The sequence below is a fragment of the Coprobacter secundus subsp. similis genome (assembly GCF_015097275.1).
Classification (GTDB): domain Bacteria; phylum Bacteroidota; class Bacteroidia; order Bacteroidales; family Coprobacteraceae; genus Coprobacter; species Coprobacter secundus.
Map to the genome: position 1 here is coordinate 962,127 of NZ_AP023322.1, position 16,869 is coordinate 978,995.

Below are 16,869 nucleotides of genomic sequence, written 5' to 3' on the forward strand. Positions count from 1 at the left end.
TTTATTGAAAATAATATACTTATATGGATAAGACAAGAAAATATTTAGCGATAGCTTTCATTACAATATTGATTGCTGTTATTATTATATCTGTTGTTGGCATTCTTTTGCTTGAAGATAAGCCTACTATTTTGCAAGGTCAAATTGAAACTACAGAAATCCGTATATCAGGGAAATTACCTGGCCGGATTGATACATTTTTGGTGAAAGAAGGCCAAAATGTAAAAATAGGAGATACTTTAGTGATTATAAATAGTCCTGAAGCTCTTGCAAAATTTGAACAAGTAAATGCCTTTGAAAACATTGCAAAATTTCAAAATCAAAAAATAGATGAGGGAACTCGCAAACAGATAGTGGAATCTATGCTTCAATTATGGAATAAAGCCAAATCTGATTTGCAATTGGCCCAGACTACATATAACCGAATACTTTCTTTATATAAGGACAGTGTTGTTACTTCTCAGCGAAAGGATGAGGTTGAAGCTCTATATAAAGCTGCTCTTGCCGGTGAAAGGGCTGCATATCAACAATATCAATTGGCTGTAGATGGTGCTCAAATCCAAGATAGAGAAAGTGCTCGTTCTTTGGTAAATGCAGCAAAAGGTTCGGTCAATGAGGTTCAGGCTTTACTTCAAGATGCACGATTGACTGCCCCTAACAATGGACAAATATCGAACATATATCCTAAACGAGGTGAATTGGTAGGTGCCGGAATGCCTATAATGAGTCTAGTTGTCTTGGATGATGCGTATGTCGTATTGAATGTACGGGAAGATCTTCTTCCTCATTTTAAAATGAATGGTGTATTCAATGGTAGTGTTCCAGCTCTGGGTGAAGAAAGTATAAAATTTAAAATTAATTATATCAGTCCTTTAGGAAGTTATGCAACTTGGCGGTCTACAAAACAAACCGGAAGTTACGATTTACGAACATTTGAAATACATGCTGTTCCAGAGCCTATTATTGAAGGATTGCGACCGGGTATGTCTGTACTGGTAAATCTCAATGAACAAAAAAATGAATAGGTACATAAAAGATAGTGCTTTTATTTCTGTATTGAAGCGTGAATGGATACGGATGATATCTCGAAAATTGTATTTTGGAGTCTGTATTGTTTTACCTCTGTTCTGTATATTTTTCATGGCGACAATATTTGGGTCTGGACAAATGGAAAATATTCCTGTCGGAGTCGTTGATTATGACCAAACAGCAACATCAAGGAGTATAATACGCACAGTTTCTGCTGTCCCCACATTCAAAGTAACCGAATATTATATCGATGATATCTCGGCAAGAAATGCGACACAAAAAAAACAAATTTATGGGTACCTAGTTATTCCCTCCAATTTTGAAGATAATTTATTGAATGGAAATGGGGTTACTCTCTCTTATTATTATCATTATGCATTATTGAGTGTAGGGAGTGAAGTCAGAGGTGCTTTTGAGACAGTATTACAAACCTTGTCTTTATCTCCAATTGCAGTAGAAGCAACAGCTTTGGGAATTAATGAAAATTTGATAAAGAGTTTTTTAGTTCCAATCAATACACAAAGCCATCCTCTATATAATCCGGACTTAGATTATTCTGTCTATCTGAGTAATCCATTTTTCTTTATTTTGTTTCAAGTAATAATTTTATTGATTACTGTTTACTCTATAGGTATTGAAATCAAGTTCAAAACTGGAAATATTTGGCTCGAATGTGCCAAAAAAAATATGGTTATTGCTGTATTGGGAAAAATATTGCCTTACACTGTCATATTTGTGATAATGGGTATTTTCGCAAATTATGTGATGTTTGGAGTGATGCACATTCCTTTTTCTTGCGGTTTTTGGCCATTGAATTTAACCACTGTACTTTTCATTATTGCAACACAATTCTTAGGAGTTTTCCTATTTTCTCTTTTTCCTGCAATAAGTATTGTAATCAGTATTGTATCTATGGTAGGGTCTTTGGGCGCGACACTTTCGGGGGTAACGTTTCCTGCACCTTTCTTTTTCCCGATTATCTATTACTTATCCTTTTTATTTCCTGTACGCCATTTTATTGAAATTAATCAAAATTTGTTGTATGGAGATTATGGATATGCCTATACATGGCAAAATGTGGCAGCTTTATTTGCTTTTATTTTAGTAGCACTACTATTGTTACCGCATCTCAAGAAAGCTATTTTAAGTCATAAATATGAAAACATTAGATAAGCTAAAATATAAAATACAAGATATTATCTCGATAATGAATAGTGAGTTCAGAACTATAGCGACAAGTTATTCTATATTGCTTGTATTGATAGGGGGTATTTTTGTATACGGATTTTTATATAATTATATGTATGCTCCGAACCTTATACGAAATGCCCCTATTGCTGTGGTAGATAATTCACGTACAGCATTGAGCCGAGAATACACCCGTTTGATAGATGCCGCCCCACAAGTATCGGTATATACCAATGCAGCTGATTTTCCAGAGGCAAAAGAGTTAATGAAAAAAAATGAAGTAATAGGTATTATTTATATACCGGAAGATTTTGATGTGCGTGTAAATCGAGGTGATGAATCTATTTATATAATGTATGGGGCCACTGATGCTTTTCTTTATTATCTGGCTATGCAAGAATCTTCATCTGGGGCTATGATGACAATAGATGAGAAGTATCGGCCTGAAATGCTTGTGTTTTTACCGCAACAAGATACCCCAATTATTACTCAATCCAAAGCTATTTCCGTAGTTGGAACAGCATTATATAATCATACAGAGGGATATGGCAGTTATCTAATACCTGCGGTATTGATGGTTATTATTTTTCAAACCTTACTTATGGTAATAGGAATGATAAGTGGTGATGAAAAAAATACAGGAGCTTTATCGATATATGCCGGTCGGGAAAAAAGTTTTTTCCCTGTATCACGTATAGTTTTAGGGAAAACCTTCGTTTATTGTTCTCTGTATTTTATTTTTTCTCTGTTTCTTTTGGGATTAATGCCTGTACTATTTAGTTTACCAGATATAGGACATAAATATGAAATTACAATGTTGATGATACCTTATCTACTTGCAAGCAGTTTTTTGGGCCTTGCTGCTTCTGTATTTTATACCGACTCTGAATCCCCATTGCTAATGATAGCCTTTTTTTCTGTAGGATTGATATTCTTATCAGGAGTCTCCTACCCTCTTGAGCTTATGCCTTGGTACTGGAAAGTTGCACATTTTATCATACCGGCAGCTCCCGGAACCTTAGCTTTTGTAAAAATAAATTCTATGGGAGCTTCTATGGCTGATATAAGGCAAGAATACATCACATTATGGCTCCAATGCATTGTTTATTTTATATTTGCAGTTATGGCATATCGATATAATATAAAGAAATGTGTGTCCCAAAAGGCCCGTAAAGAAATCGGACCTTTTATGTGAAAATAATTTTGAACTAATCATCGAATCGTAAGAATTCTTGCTTTAGATTGAATATCAACTCCAGTCCCGAAGAGAGTTTGATTTGATATTCTTTTTTTTCTTTCTCAACTTTTATAATTTTGTATTGGGCGAATTTATTTTTATAGTATTGATAAATTTTCTGTGGAATGATATCAGCCGGAACAGAATCTTTATTACAGTCGATTTCTATCCATGCCCCATCTTCATCAAATTCCAAATCATATCCATTTGTTAAGATAACATCGTATGTTTTTGAAAAAAATTCTTTTTCGATTTTCAGATAAGAAACAGGTATATTAGGAAAATACTTTTGTATAAAAGTCCTTGCAGCAGGAGGCAGTTTACTAATGTCGTCTGTTACGACATCTTTTCTATCGGCCCATGCAGAAGATACTATTAATGTTACACTAAGTAGTAAAAAGATAAATCGTTTCATTGTTACATTCATTTTTAGGTTTATGACAAAATTATAGACAAAAATTGGAATAATTCTGGAAAAAGAAATAACTCTATTTAGGAAAAGCAATTTCAAATTGGTGCATATCGTTATGAAAACTATATTTTATATTCAAATTATACAATGCGGCTATTGTTGATACAATAGATAATCCTAATCCTGTGGATTCTTTTTTGTTTTCATCTTTATAGAAACGAGAAAAAATTTTATTTTCATCCAATTTAGCAAAACCATTATTGGCAACAATCAGTTTTTTGGATGAGATAATTATTTTAATTTCTCCCTTTTTAGGAGTATGGACAAACGCATTTTTTAACAAATTAGACAATAAAACAGAACTTAGAGTTTCGTTCATTAACCATCTCAAAACTCCCTTTTCTTCTATATTTACAATAATTTCCTTTTCGTCGTATATTTCAGAGAATTCTTGAAGTAATAGCTTTATATTATCATTAATGGAAATTTCTTTTGTATCGGGAAATTGGTTGTTTTCTATACGGGATAATAGTAATAAAGATTTATTCATACGAACAGTCCTTTGTAAAGTTTCATACATATCGTTCAATATAGATAATTGCTTTTCTGTACATTCTGGCATCTCTGATAATAGTTCTATCTTATTTATGCATACAGCTAAGGGCGTTTGTAGTTCATGAGATGCATTCCCTATAAATTGTTTCTGTGATTGATATATTTTTTCATTTCTTAAAGTCATTTCAGATATAGATTTATTTAAATCTGAAAATTCCCTGATACGTGTTTCGTTATTTAAAGGTTGGACTAAAGAATGTTTGCCCAGTGTGTATTTACTTAGCCACTGCAAAAGTCTGTATAGTGGTTGCATACTCCGTTTCAGAACCCATTCACTAACCCATATGACAGAAATAAGCAGTATAATATATAGTATAAGCACACTCCACCAGATGGTCTCTATCAAATCTTCTTTTTCAAGGACCGAAGATAATACGATCAATTCATAGTGTTGCTCATCTGGTCCCATAAATGTAGTTTTTAAAGCTCTTGCCGGCTCATATTCCGATTCTATATCTACATAAATTACTGTATCTATATATGTTTCTGAATATTCTTTAGCAATATCCTTGGGAATGGGAGTGATCTTATAGGAGCCCATTATCTGCTCTTGCATGCTGTTATCGTCACCTTGTATCAGAAATTTTCGAAGTATATGCTCTTTATAATTACTGAGCATATTATCTGTTTCATCGTTTATTTCGTCTATCATAAAACGATAAAAGATAAATGCCCAGACTGACAAAATACAAAAAAGTATAATTGTCAATCGAGATAATGTATAATGTAATAGTCTCATATTTATTCGGTAACCAATTTATAGCCGAATCCGTAAACAGCCTTTATTTCAACAGAAGCACCCGCCAAAGTCAATTTTTTTCGTAAATTTTTTACCTGTGAATATATAAAATCAAAATTATCAGCTTGATCAATATGATCACCCCAAACCGATTCTGCTAATGCAATTTTGTTTATTAATCGATTGGGATTAGTGATAAAATAGTAAAGCAAAGAAAATTCTTTCCGATTAAGGACAAGTTCTTTATTATTTATTTTTACCGTTTGCAAATCGGGGTACACAACCATATTCCCTAATGTGATTTCTAAACTTCCTCCAGCTTTGTTCCGGCGTATAACTGATTTGACACGTGCATTCAATTCGGCAAGATGGAAAGGTTTTGCCAAATAATCATCAGCACCTAAGTTCAATCCAGCGACTTTATCATCAATAGAATCTTTTGCTGAAACAATAATTACACTCTCTTTTTTTCCCATTCTTTTCAGCTCTTCCAACAACATTAACCCATTGCCTCCGGGTAACATAATATCCAAAAGAATGCAATCATAATTGTAGTCTTCTATTTTAAGTAAACCTTGGGAATAATTTCCTGCTGTTTCCACAACAAACCCTTCTCTTTCCAATGAAAGCTTCATGGTCTCTTGTAAACTAAGTTCATCTTCTATAATCAATACTTTCATGACAATTATTTTAGGCAATAAAAATAGACTGAAATTCTGAAAAAATTCTGGAGAGGAAAAACAAAAGAACGGGATAGAACAACAAAATACATCCTATCCCGAATTATTATCATGACAAATTTATTTCTGTTCAAGTTTTTGAATCTGTTTCTCTGCCTCTTCTCTCAGTTTAGCAGCTTGTTTTTCCGCCTCGGAAACTAACTTTTTTGCTGCAGCCTGAGCTGCTATTTTTTCAAGGGGTTTAGATGCTTTATCTATCAATTTCTGACCTTCATTTTGGGCTGTTTGTACTAATTTTTCGGCTGCAGCATCAGCCTCTTTTCTAAGAGCTGCAATTCTTTCGGAATTGTCTTTTCCTGTAATTTCGGTAAGTTTATCTTCAACTACTTTTTTTACAGCTTCTGTAGCAATTTCCCTTGTATTTAATTTTATCGAAGGTTTTGTAAATGAACCTCCAATTTGGGCTGTTACATTATTTACATACCCTCCAGTAATATTTGATGGTAATTCTATTTTTGCATCGTAATTGATACTTTGGTCTAAACCTGTAGTTCCAGAGAGATTCATGTTGATATTTCCTAACTTGATATCGAAAGGAGATGTCTTCAATAGTCCATTTTCAATAGTAAACGGTATGCGAATATCTTTGGCTTCGATATTTTTTAGCTTATCATTTTTTAGAAGAGTCGCCAACTGATTGAAGACTTCAATATTTTGGATATGTATATCATTTGATGATAAGACACCTTTGGCCCATATCTCATTTAAAACAGGACTCATTGTTTCATCTAATGGTGTTTTCAAGTCAACGTTTACAGAGTAATTTCCTCCTGTTTTTGCAAATATCGGTACAATTTGTTGTATCATATCCAATTGTTTAAATGTTTCTTCAAAGGATGCTTTTTTTATATCCAAAGAAAAATCAACTTGAGGATTTTTTTTATTCTGTTTCGTACTATATGAACCCGAAGCAGAGACATTTCCTCCAAAAGCATCCAAATTTAGCGGATTCATTCGTGCTGTTCCGTCAGAAACTGTGATATTCCCTGTTAAATTCTTAATGTCAATTTTTTGAAAAATCACTTCTTTGAAATTTGCTTTCAAAGATAAATTTAGATTTTCAGGAACTTCAAATACTGTCATGGCAGTTGTATCCACATTCTCTGCTATCTCATTTTCTCCGGAGGCAGTATCTGTTATGAAGTCATTTAGGTTTAGTTTGTTGGATTGCAATACCAAATTACCTTTTAGCGTTTCGTTCCTCAATATATATGATAAATAATTTGACAATGCACCTTGGGCATGTATATCATTTTCTCCAATTTGTACATCCAACTGATTTAAAGACATAGCTTGAGGAGATACGGTCGCAGAAGCTGTATGGATAGCAATTGCCGGGTAACCACTCATTGTCAAATTCATTTTCTCTATTTTCAAATTACCTTCACCTTTGATATTTTCATATTTTTCCTTCTCGATATCTGACATTTTACCAGAAAAATTCAAATTTGTTGTTAGAATACCATTTAATTTTATAGAGTCACTTAATGGATATATATCTTTTATACTGTTCAAATTCAGCATACCATTTGCAGTAGCTTTAAAATTTAGGTCTGATATAGGTGTCGCTGCAAACAAGGTTATCTTAAAAGGATTTCCTGCCATTTTGAAACTGAAATCTTCGACATTGACAGTCGTTTTATCGGCATTGCCACCGGGATTTTGAACAGCAGTCTTTATGGTTATTTGTTCTATTTTTTGAGGCATTCCTTCATAGCTGACCATCCCGTTATTCACATTGAATCCTATTGCAAATTTGGGAAGTGATTCCCCGACCATCAGCCCCTTAGCTTCAGCTTTAAAATCTAGATTTCCAGAAGCTTGCAATGCATCGAAATTATTCTGATAAATACCAGGAATTAAGGACAAAACGTCTTTAAAGTTTATTTGGGGAGTATTCACAGATATATCCATATCCATACCATTTTCCAATAAGGTCAGCCATCCGTCGAGATTCATTTCTATGGCATTCAATCTTAATCTATTCTCATCAAATGTATATTTATTATTTTCGAAATCTGCATTTAATTTCAGGTCCATTTCAAATTCAGCATTTCTAAGATAGGGAACACCTGATATCAAAAAATTTATTTTTCCAGTAGTCATCTGGCAATCGATATCGGTACTCTTGACTGTCATATCACCTCTAAGTTTAAGATTTAAATCTTGAGTTTTAAACTGCATTTTCGAGGAGTCATCAACATATGCCAGGCGCCCGCTATTAATGGAAAATTTCTGTAGTTGTAATGCGAAATTTGAAGGTTCAGATGTTATCGTGTCTGTAGTCTGTGTCGTGCTATCAGATTTCATTATATCCCAGTTTACTCTCCCATCGGATAATTTGACTGCCCTTATCGCCGGCCTGTCCAGTATGATATGGTGAATTTTTATTCCATCATTGCCTATCAAACTCAAGATGTCTACAGCAATATCTATTTCTTTGGCCGATACCAAGGTATCTTTACTGAAATCCCCAACACCTACGAGTGATATATTTTCCAATCCAATTGTTGCTTTGGGAAAATGTGAAATAAAACTTAAATTCAAATCACTGAATTCAAGTCTAGCCTCCAACATTTTATTTGCCTCATTCTTCACAAGATCCAATATTTTTCCTTTAAAAGCAAAAGGTAAAATCAATAATAAAATGAAAAATGACAAAATTACAATCCCTGTAATTTTAAGTCCTTTCTTTACACGTGTATTCATAATCTGTATTATTTAGATTTTTGTTCTCTTATTGTTTCGGCTATCGACCATTGCCGTGTGGCTTGCTCCATATTTCCAATTTTAGAATAGGCATCACCCAAGCGGTCGTGTACTGTAGGATTATGAGGCTTTAAATCTGAAGCTTTCAACAAATCAGATATTGCTATTTCATAATCACCCGTCTTATATCTTAATTTTCCTCGGTTATATAATGCTTTAAAATAACGGGGACTTAATCTGACAGCTTCATTAAAACATCGGGCAGCTTCATTGTCTTCATTCATATCCATCAGAGTTATACCTTTACGTATCCAGGCATCTACCAATAACGGGTCAAGAGACAATGCCTTATCAAAATTTGCTAATGCTGATTTTGCATCATGAGCTTTTGTAATACATTCATTTCCTAACAAATAATATTCATATGCATATTTCTTCATAGATTGAGCCTGTTCATGAAGCTTTGATTCAAGGTGTTCATTCTTGTTCCTCAACTTATTTATAATTCCCAATTTCTTTCGTATGAAGCGTTTTATTACAGGCTTTTCTAAATCGTATCGAGAATGAATGGCATCGAAAAAGACATTTAAAAAATTGTCAAAATCTCCTTTGTCAAAATATTTGACCGCTTCTTGATAAAGCCGATCAGCCTGAGCTAATTTTAAAGATTGTTCTATTAATTTTTTATCGTTAAATTGCCGGCTAAAAGATATAATCTCAGGTTTGATGAATATATCGCTACGACTAATTTGTTTTTTTAAAACTATACCATCTAATGATGTACAACGACTGAGTGCAACATACGTTTGTCCTCCAGCAAATGCCCCACCCGTAAAATCAATTATTACATGGCTAAAGGTCAGTCCTTGACTCTTATGTACTGTAATTGCCCATGCTAATCGCATGGGATATTGTATAAAAGACCCCAACTCTTCTTCTTCGATACATTTTTTTTCTTCATTATAGGTATATCGTATATTTCTCCAAGAATCTTTTTCTACCAGATGCTCTTCTCCATTCTCAAGTAAAACATATATGCCCTCATCAGAAATGGATGAAATAATACCGATAGTACCATTTACCCATCGCCTTTCATAATCATTTTTGATAAAAATAATTTGAGCTTTTTCTTTAAGAATCAGTTCCTTCTGTGTCGGAAGGCTTGCTTCTGGAAAATCTCCATGAATTTCACCAATAAAAGCATATTCCTGCCCCGTAAGTTCTGACAAATGCTTTTCGTTTATATAATCTACATTATCCCGACGAGTAGCCAAAGTAATGGAAAACACGTTTTCATCAGATTCGTAATCAGGATTATACTGACTGTTCAATTGTTTTAAATCAGAATTTGTTATCGTATTGTTTCGTATTTTGTCGAGTATTTCTACAAAAGATTTATCTGTTTGCCGATATACCTTTTTCAATTCGATAGGAACTAATTTTATCTCATTGAATACTCTGGCCGAAAAAAAATAAGCATTTGGATAGAAGCGCTCAAGTATTTCTTTTGCATCAGATGTCACAACCGGTTCTAACTGATAAATATCTCCGACAAAAAGCAGTTGTTTTCCACCAAAAGGAAGTCTCATATTTCCTGAAAAAACTCGTAGTACCCGATCTATAAAATCTATCATATCGGCACGTACCATAGAAATCTCATCTATAATAATCAACTCGACTTCTTTTAATAACTTGCGATGAGCTTTTCTATATTTTAAGAAATTAAAGATTCGTCCGTTTGTTAAACTTAAATCCGGGTCATCCGGTAATATAGGACGAAATGGCATCTTAAAAAAAGAGTGTATAGTACTTCCTCCAGCATTGATAGCTGCGACTCCCGTAGGCGCTAAAACGATATGCTTTTTTCGAGTATTTTCACAAATATATTTTAAGAAGGTCGATTTTCCAGTACCGGCTTTTCCTGTTAGAAAAACGGATTGTGATGTGTACTGAATCAGGCTCAGAGCATCCTGAAACTCAATATTGTTTGTATCGATATTCAAAATCTGTACTTAGATTAATATTATTATCAAAGATAATAATTTTTGTAATTATCAAGACATTTGCCAATAATGTTTTTGTTTTTCTGAAAGATATAGAAATGCCAAGGTTCTATTCTTTATTGAATAGAACCTTGGCATTTCTATATTCCTAATTTTTAAAATTTATATCCTAATGTCAACATTAAGGAATTAGTATGACCTGTCAGCTTGGCAACAGAAGGTAAATCTGCCTTATCACCAATAAATGTGGGAGAATATGGAAATACGTCTTCTTTGTGCAACTTATTGATGTATGCTAAATCTATATAGACTTGACCAAAACGATACCCGGCTCCTGCTGTAAAATACTGAGTACTACGATTCAGATTGTACATAGGTTGGGTACCCGCAGTAATAACCTCTGTATTCATATCAAGAATTGTTGCTTTGACTGGCGATAATTGATTAGCATACCCTGCTCTAAGACTAAGTTGCGGAGTCAGACGATATTCTCCTCCAATCTTAAATGTATGTCCAGCCTTAAAGTCTTCCCGTATCAAATCATTTACAGTGTAACCATAATCTCCATACAGAGCAACTCCGTCTTCATCTGACATTTTCATTTTATTATATCCAGTATATTCGTAATCAAAACTGACAATACCTTTTTTCCCTATTATAAATGCTGTACTAGCCATTATTCTCCACGGCGAATTGTATTTATAATCTGTGTAATATACATGGTCATCCGGGGTAGTGCGGTATATTGGAATAAACGGGCTATCGGCCTCCCCCGGATTCGATTGTTCTAATATCGCGCTATTATTTACAGAAGCCCAATACTCATCCCGCATAGTATAAACAGTCGGAGTATGGAATGCAAAACCTAACCGCCAAAAATCGGTAAGACGTGCGATTAACCCCAATTTAAAATTGAAACCTGTACCCCTTGTCTGTAAATAGTTGGCAAGGTTTATGTCCCCATTTTTCTGAGCTATACCATTACCGGTATATTCAGGATTTGTTATATTTTCTATATACTCTGTTTTTTGCGTATAGTCTATGTCTACAATACCTACACCCAATCCGAAATATACCTTATTCGAAATATTTCCTCCCAAATTTAAAGAGTATTCATCGATACGTCCCTTTTCTCTGACGTATAAGTCGGCATAACCCTTACTATCCGGGTCCTCTGGATAATAGCCTATCGTATTGGGTCCGTTAAATAATCCGAAATACTGTTGATTTCCATTTTCACCCACAGGTAAAGGCGAGATTAAAGAGGACTCATATGCCAATACCGGTAACCATGAGACACTATTGTAAGGATCGTAATTGTCTGTCAATATAAGATCCTGTTCCGGTATTCCTCCTGTTCTATTAGCTATATAATTAGTCAGAGAGGTTTGCAAATTATCAAATTTAGCCCGATAGTTACGATTAAAAGTCTTAAGCCTATTATAAGCAAATCCGAAATTAAAATTAACCAGTCCCGAATTATTTCCTGTATTGATGGTTCCTATTGCCCCTATATTATTAAACGCAAAGCGAAAATCCGAGCTATTAACTTTACCTCCAGATGCTGATACATTGTTGGAAAAATTATCAAATCCAAAAGTCGTAACTATTTCTGACGAACGGTATACTCCAATACCTGCCGGATTTTGAGACAAAGTTGTAATATCTCCTCCTAATGCACCAAAAGCCCCTGCCATACTCATATAACGAGCTGTTCCTCTCATATCTAATTGAGAAAATCTCAATGCATCTGTTTCTCCTTGCCCATATATCATCAAGGATATACTACACAAAACAGTAGTCAAAATATATATTTTTTTCATCTTTCCAATTTTTTAGGATTATCTATATGAAAACGAATCACCTATCTTCCCCGTCTGGCACCACCAGAACTTCCACTACTTCTTCCACCGCCTGACGAAACGCCGGAAGACCTGCTATAAGAACTTCTGTTGTTTGAAGGAGAATATGTAGAACGATTTTCATATGAAGAAGAACTGCGGCCTCTACTCGAATTGTAAGTGCCTGTACTTGACGGACGACTGCTGCTCGAACTGCTTGATGAAGAAGAGTTACTTATCCTTGTACGGCTCCGATTTGAATTACGGTAGTAATCATTCGAAGAACCAACTGTCGGTCTTGTCGTAACAGTTGTAGATGAAGACCGCCCTCTACTTGAGTTAGTATATGTATTCCTTCCCGATGATTGGACGGGTCTACCCGAAACGGACGTCGACGAAGTACGACCGCGATTTGTAATATGAGAATTAGAAGTACCGCTTTGACGTCCTGTATAACTACTACCCCGATAACCTGAAGACCTGCCTACATTTGATTGACGATACGAAGGTCCGCTCCACCATCCGTGCCCCGGATGATGATGATGAGGCCCACCCCATCCATAAGACGGATACCAAGGTCTTGGCCCCCAATATGGGTCGTACCCCCAATATGGGTTATATCCCCAATAAGGGCTGCTCCAACCAAAGTTAAATCCCCATCCAAAATTCCAACGCCATGACCAACTGGTATAACTATAAGGAGCCCAGGCATAATTCCAGTACCACGGGTTTGTCCAAGTGGGAGTAACCCAGGCATAAGAATCGTCTATATATACATTCCAATCATTTGAATTGAGAAAATAAATATCCGTATAAGCCGGATCACTTATATGGATTGTAAATTTAGGGTTATAGAAACGACGAATCCGTTCGGCATACTCAAAATCGTTCTGGGTTCCATTGAAACCATTTAGATAGTATCCGTCATCATCATTATTTCCACTTTTTATAGTATATACAACCGAATCTTCTTCTTGATTTTGCAGAAGAGAATCTACATTGATTTTTGACCGTCTATTATATTCATCTACATCACGTTCCTGATTATTTTTCATCTCATTGATAATAATCGTTCGATGTATTTTCGCATCTTCAGCTTTTTCCTTTTTTTTCTGTTCTACTATCGGGTTTTCATCTCCCGGCTGATAATAAATATCATCTTCCGGTATATACTTTTGGGCAAATGTGATGCTACCACCCAATGATAGTAAAATTACTAAAGAGGATAATCTTGTCTTTCTCATAACTGTGTCCTCCAAAATTTATTATCTACTTTAATCTTTCGACGTCATTTTATCCACAAGGTTTAAGCCTATCTGATTATTTTTATATCTTTTAAGAGTCTAATCCTCATCGATATTAAGTAGATGATACATGCAGTATAAGAAGCTGCATGTGCCACCCACCTTTATACAAAAATAGTACAATAATCCAATATTATTATAATAGAAATAGTTTTTAACTAAGAACCTGTAAAAAGATTAATAAGAATCATTATAAATAAAAAGAGTATTCTTTTAAAAGAATACTCTTCAATAATAGAAATATATATAAAACAATTGGCTTATTTAATTTATGATATTCAAGATGCGGACGCTTCTCCTTTTTTAATTGGTTTTAAATCATTCGAGAAAACAATTAACGATATACCCCAATATATAAAAACAAAAGAACAAAGGAATAATATAGTGTATGATGCCGAGAATGGAGAAAAGAAAAATAAAAATGATATAATCAGCATGAAAATTCCATTTACTAAGTACAACCACCAATATTTGTATGTGGATGTCATTGTAAACGAAGAAACAATATTACTAATACCTTTGAATAGGAAAATAAATGCAAAAAAGAATGGCAATGTCATTTCCGTAAGAGCAAGATTACTTATCAGAACGAATCCGATAAATATGTCTATGATACCTCCTGCAAGCCACCAGCCCCAGCCATGGACTCGTTTTTCAACATTTCCGGCAACTACAAGTTGTACGACACCTGTCAAAATTAATCCCCAACCGAAAAGTAGAGAAATAACTGCATAGCCGATTATAGGTTGAAATAACAGCCAAAGCCCACAAGGGATCAGAATTATTCCGGCCAGCATAATTACCCACCAATATTTTGTTTTCCCCCAAAAATTAAAAGTTGTAATGTCCATAATAATTTATTTTAATGTTTAAGTAAGCTAAATATATCCTATAACAAGCCACATTACCATTTAGATTTATTTGCTGATATAATATTTGTTAAATGAAATAAATCTTTTTCTGTTTGTATTTTAACGCCTTTTATTGAGGATAAAGCAGTTTTATATAAATAAAGAAATCATCCGTTATTTATATTTGCATTTTAGTTTTATCTTTGCAGCCGTATGAAGAGATTTTATTTTGCCATAATCATATTTCTTCTTTGCACCGTCTCTATTTCTGCAAAGAAAAAGAATAATGGTCCCGACCCGTATGCGTGGCGTAATACCCAGCCTTTAGGAAATCGCTACCGTGTACCTGTTGATACATTGATGTTGAATTATTATAGCACAGATCTTCCAACATCATACTCAACAGCTTATGGATATACGGGTAACTTAGGTGGTCCGGGATTGTCTAAAATATTTTTTGAACGTCCGGAAATGCCTCAGTTTATATTTAAAGAACCATATAGTCATTGGATCAAAACTCCAGCAAACTTTGATTTTTATAATTCCCGTATACCTATCACTTTCCTATCTTACCTTTCCGGAGGTTCAAAGACAAATAAACAGGAAGATTTAAGAGCTACTTTTTCAGGTAATGTCAATAAGCAATTGGCTTTTGGTGCAAGCATGGATTATGTCTTGTCCCGAGGTCATTATCAAAGTTTAGCTACTAAAGATTTTAGCTGGCAATTATTCGGGAGTTATATAGGCGAGAAATATGAGTTACAAGTATTATTTAATACTCTAAATTTTGTAAATCAGGAAAACGGAGGAATAACCGACGATAATGAAATTTTGCATCCCGAAAATTTAGCAGGCGGACAAACGTTAGATTCGAAAAGTGTAAATGTGAACCTAACAGATGCATACAATCGTGTAAGAGGAAAAAACTATTATGCAACACAAAGATATAAACTGGGCTTTTATAGAACAGAAGAACGAGATACATCCAAGGTTGAGATTTTTGTCCCGGTCACCAGTTTTATCCACACTATAGAATATAATGATAATATGCGCCGGTTTGTCAATAATGATGCAAGTGAAGGAGCTAAATATTTCAAGAATACATATTTAAATAATAATCGTACAAATGATTCTACATCATATTGGTCATTAAAAAATACTTTTGGCATATCTTTGTTAGAGGGGTTTAATAAGTATGCAAAGATGGGGTTAGCGGCCTATTTGACGTACGAGGTACGAAGATTTAAACTTATGGCAGACACTATACCTATTGATTATATATCTAAGCCTGAGGTTCCTTCTTTGACCGGAGACTCTTATAGGTATTCTTATGCGAGAAATAGTCAATATTATACAGATAATATATTGTGGGTAGGTGCTGAAGTTTCGAAACAGCAAGGTAAAGTTTTGACTTATTACGCAAAAGGACAGCTTGGATTGACTGGACCAGAGGCGGGCTCTCTAGATATTGATGGACATATCAATACACGCTTTCCAATATTCAAAGATACAGTCCAGTTACGAGCATACGGCTTTTTTAAAAATACGGAGCCAGCTTTTTATTATAAACATTATGTGTCTAACCATTTTGTATGGGATAATAGTAATTTTGGAAAAATTAGGAGATTCCGTGTTGGGGGAGAATTTTCTGTGCCTCGATGGGGTACTCGCCTGAACGTGGGAGTAGAGAATATTCAAAACTATGTTTATTTTGGAAACGATTGTTTGCCTAAACAAGAAAGCAGTATATTGCAAGTATTTAGTGCGACATTGCAACAAGATTTTCACTTTGGTCCATTTAATCTGGATAACCAACTGGTATATCAAAAATCAAGCAAATCCTCTGTAATACCTCTTCCCGATTTCAGTGTATATAGTAATTTGTATTTTTTATTTCGAATAGCAAAAGTTTTACATGTGCAATTGGGGGCAGATTTCAGGTATTATACAAAATATTACGGAGAAGCATATGAACCAGCTACATTATCATTTCATACTCAAAATGATGTGAAAATTGGAGGATATCCTCTCATGAATGCCTATATAAATATGAAATTGAAGCAAACACGTTTTTATGTTATGTATTCTCATGCGAACCAAGGTTTGTTCGGTGGGAAAAACTCGTTTACACTACCCCATTATCCATTACCTCCATCGATGCTTCAGATAGGAATTTCTATTGACTTTGCCAACTAAAATTT

12 protein-coding genes are annotated in these 16,869 nt (G+C 34.3%); 4 read left to right on the top strand and 8 right to left on the bottom strand.

Going from position 1 to position 16,869, the window contains the following annotated elements:
- The first annotated feature begins 23 nt into the window (after positions 1–23).
- From Cop2CBH44_RS03610 to Cop2CBH44_RS03620, 3 genes are read left to right on the top strand one after another with little or no spacing between them, the layout of a single operon-like run.
- Complete coding sequence (locus tag Cop2CBH44_RS03610) at positions 24–1,025, top strand: HlyD family secretion protein (RefSeq protein ID WP_021931276.1); 1,002 nt, start codon at positions 24–26, stop codon at positions 1,023–1,025.
- On the top strand, positions 1,018–2,202 hold the full coding sequence (locus tag Cop2CBH44_RS03615) for an ABC transporter permease (protein WP_200755556.1): 1,185 nt from the start codon (positions 1,018–1,020) through the stop codon (positions 2,200–2,202). The genes Cop2CBH44_RS03610 and Cop2CBH44_RS03615 overlap by 8 nt, the downstream gene beginning before the upstream one ends.
- Positions 2,186–3,412: an ABC transporter permease gene (locus Cop2CBH44_RS03620; RefSeq protein ID WP_021931274.1), complete on the top strand. Its 1,227-nt coding sequence runs from the start codon at positions 2,186–2,188 to the stop codon at positions 3,410–3,412. The genes Cop2CBH44_RS03615 and Cop2CBH44_RS03620 overlap by 17 nt, the downstream gene beginning before the upstream one ends.
- Before the next feature lie 13 nt (positions 3,413–3,425).
- Here Cop2CBH44_RS03620 and Cop2CBH44_RS03625 read toward each other — a convergent pair whose 3' ends face one another.
- The 8 genes from Cop2CBH44_RS03625 to Cop2CBH44_RS03660 form a co-directional block, all read right to left on the bottom strand.
- A complete protein-coding gene (locus Cop2CBH44_RS03625; RefSeq protein WP_200755557.1) occupies positions 3,426–3,869 on the bottom strand; it encodes a PepSY-like domain-containing protein in 444 nt (147 codons plus the stop codon).
- A gap of 73 nt (positions 3,870–3,942) precedes the next feature.
- Positions 3,943–5,220, bottom strand: coding sequence for a sensor histidine kinase (locus Cop2CBH44_RS03630; protein ID WP_021931273.1), 1,278 nt, complete (start codon positions 5,218–5,220; stop codon positions 3,943–3,945).
- Positions 5,221–5,222: 2 nt separating this feature from the next.
- Positions 5,223–5,900, bottom strand: a complete 678-nt coding sequence (locus tag Cop2CBH44_RS03635) for a response regulator transcription factor (RefSeq protein ID WP_021931272.1) — start codon at positions 5,898–5,900, stop codon at positions 5,223–5,225.
- 120 nt (positions 5,901–6,020) lie between these two features.
- Positions 6,021–8,669 (bottom strand): AsmA-like C-terminal region-containing protein, encoded by a 2,649-nt coding sequence (locus Cop2CBH44_RS03640; RefSeq protein WP_246469171.1) that lies wholly within the window; start codon positions 8,667–8,669, stop codon positions 6,021–6,023.
- Positions 8,670–8,677: 8 nt separating this feature from the next.
- Positions 8,678–10,672 carry a tetratricopeptide repeat protein gene (locus Cop2CBH44_RS03645; protein WP_200755559.1) on the bottom strand — a complete coding sequence of 665 codons (1,995 nt, stop codon included), beginning with the start codon at positions 10,670–10,672 and terminating at the stop codon, positions 8,678–8,680.
- A 155-nt stretch (positions 10,673–10,827) separates the two neighbouring features.
- Complete coding sequence (locus Cop2CBH44_RS03650; RefSeq protein WP_200755560.1) at positions 10,828–12,495, bottom strand: OmpP1/FadL family transporter; 1,668 nt, start codon at positions 12,493–12,495, stop codon at positions 10,828–10,830.
- Positions 12,496–12,536: 41 nt separating this feature from the next.
- Complete coding sequence (locus tag Cop2CBH44_RS03655) at positions 12,537–13,757, bottom strand: hypothetical protein (RefSeq protein WP_154668410.1); 1,221 nt, start codon at positions 13,755–13,757, stop codon at positions 12,537–12,539.
- Between the two features lie 338 nt (positions 13,758–14,095).
- Entirely contained in the window at positions 14,096–14,668 is a 573-nt protein-coding gene (locus Cop2CBH44_RS03660) for an HdeD family acid-resistance protein (protein ID WP_021931267.1), read from the bottom strand.
- A 213-nt stretch (positions 14,669–14,881) separates the two neighbouring features.
- On the opposite strand from Cop2CBH44_RS03660, the gene Cop2CBH44_RS03665 reads away from it, so the two are divergent.
- A complete protein-coding gene (locus Cop2CBH44_RS03665; RefSeq protein ID WP_200755561.1) occupies positions 14,882–16,864 on the top strand; it encodes a putative porin in 1,983 nt (660 codons plus the stop codon).
- The last annotated feature ends 5 nt before the right edge of the window (positions 16,865–16,869 follow it).

Bases quoted from the DNA above. Each gene is read 5' to 3' on its own strand.
- Cop2CBH44_RS03610 (WP_021931276.1), top strand. From the start codon at position 24: ATGGATAAGACAAGAAAATATTTAGCGATAGCTTTCATTACAATATTG.
- Cop2CBH44_RS03615 (WP_200755556.1), top strand. From the start codon at position 1,018: ATGAATAGGTACATAAAAGATAGTGCTTTTATTTCTGTATTGAAGCGT.
- Cop2CBH44_RS03620 (WP_021931274.1), top strand. From the start codon at position 2,186: ATGAAAACATTAGATAAGCTAAAATATAAAATACAAGATATTATCTCG.
- Cop2CBH44_RS03625 (WP_200755557.1), bottom strand. From the start codon at position 3,869: ATGAAACGATTTATCTTTTTACTACTTAGTGTAACATTAATAGTATCT.
- Cop2CBH44_RS03630 (WP_021931273.1), bottom strand. From the start codon at position 5,220: ATGAGACTATTACATTATACATTATCTCGATTGACAATTATACTTTTT.
- Cop2CBH44_RS03635 (WP_021931272.1), bottom strand. From the start codon at position 5,900: ATGAAAGTATTGATTATAGAAGATGAACTTAGTTTACAAGAGACCATG.
- Cop2CBH44_RS03640 (WP_246469171.1), bottom strand. From the start codon at position 8,669: ATGAATACACGTGTAAAGAAAGGACTTAAAATTACAGGGATTGTAATT.
- Cop2CBH44_RS03650 (WP_200755560.1), bottom strand. From the start codon at position 12,495: ATGAAAAAAATATATATTTTGACTACTGTTTTGTGTAGTATATCCTTG.
- Cop2CBH44_RS03655 (WP_154668410.1), bottom strand. From the start codon at position 13,757: ATGAGAAAGACAAGATTATCCTCTTTAGTAATTTTACTATCATTGGGT.
- Cop2CBH44_RS03660 (WP_021931267.1), bottom strand. From the start codon at position 14,668: ATGGACATTACAACTTTTAATTTTTGGGGGAAAACAAAATATTGGTGG.
- Cop2CBH44_RS03665 (WP_200755561.1), top strand. From the start codon at position 14,882: ATGAAGAGATTTTATTTTGCCATAATCATATTTCTTCTTTGCACCGTC.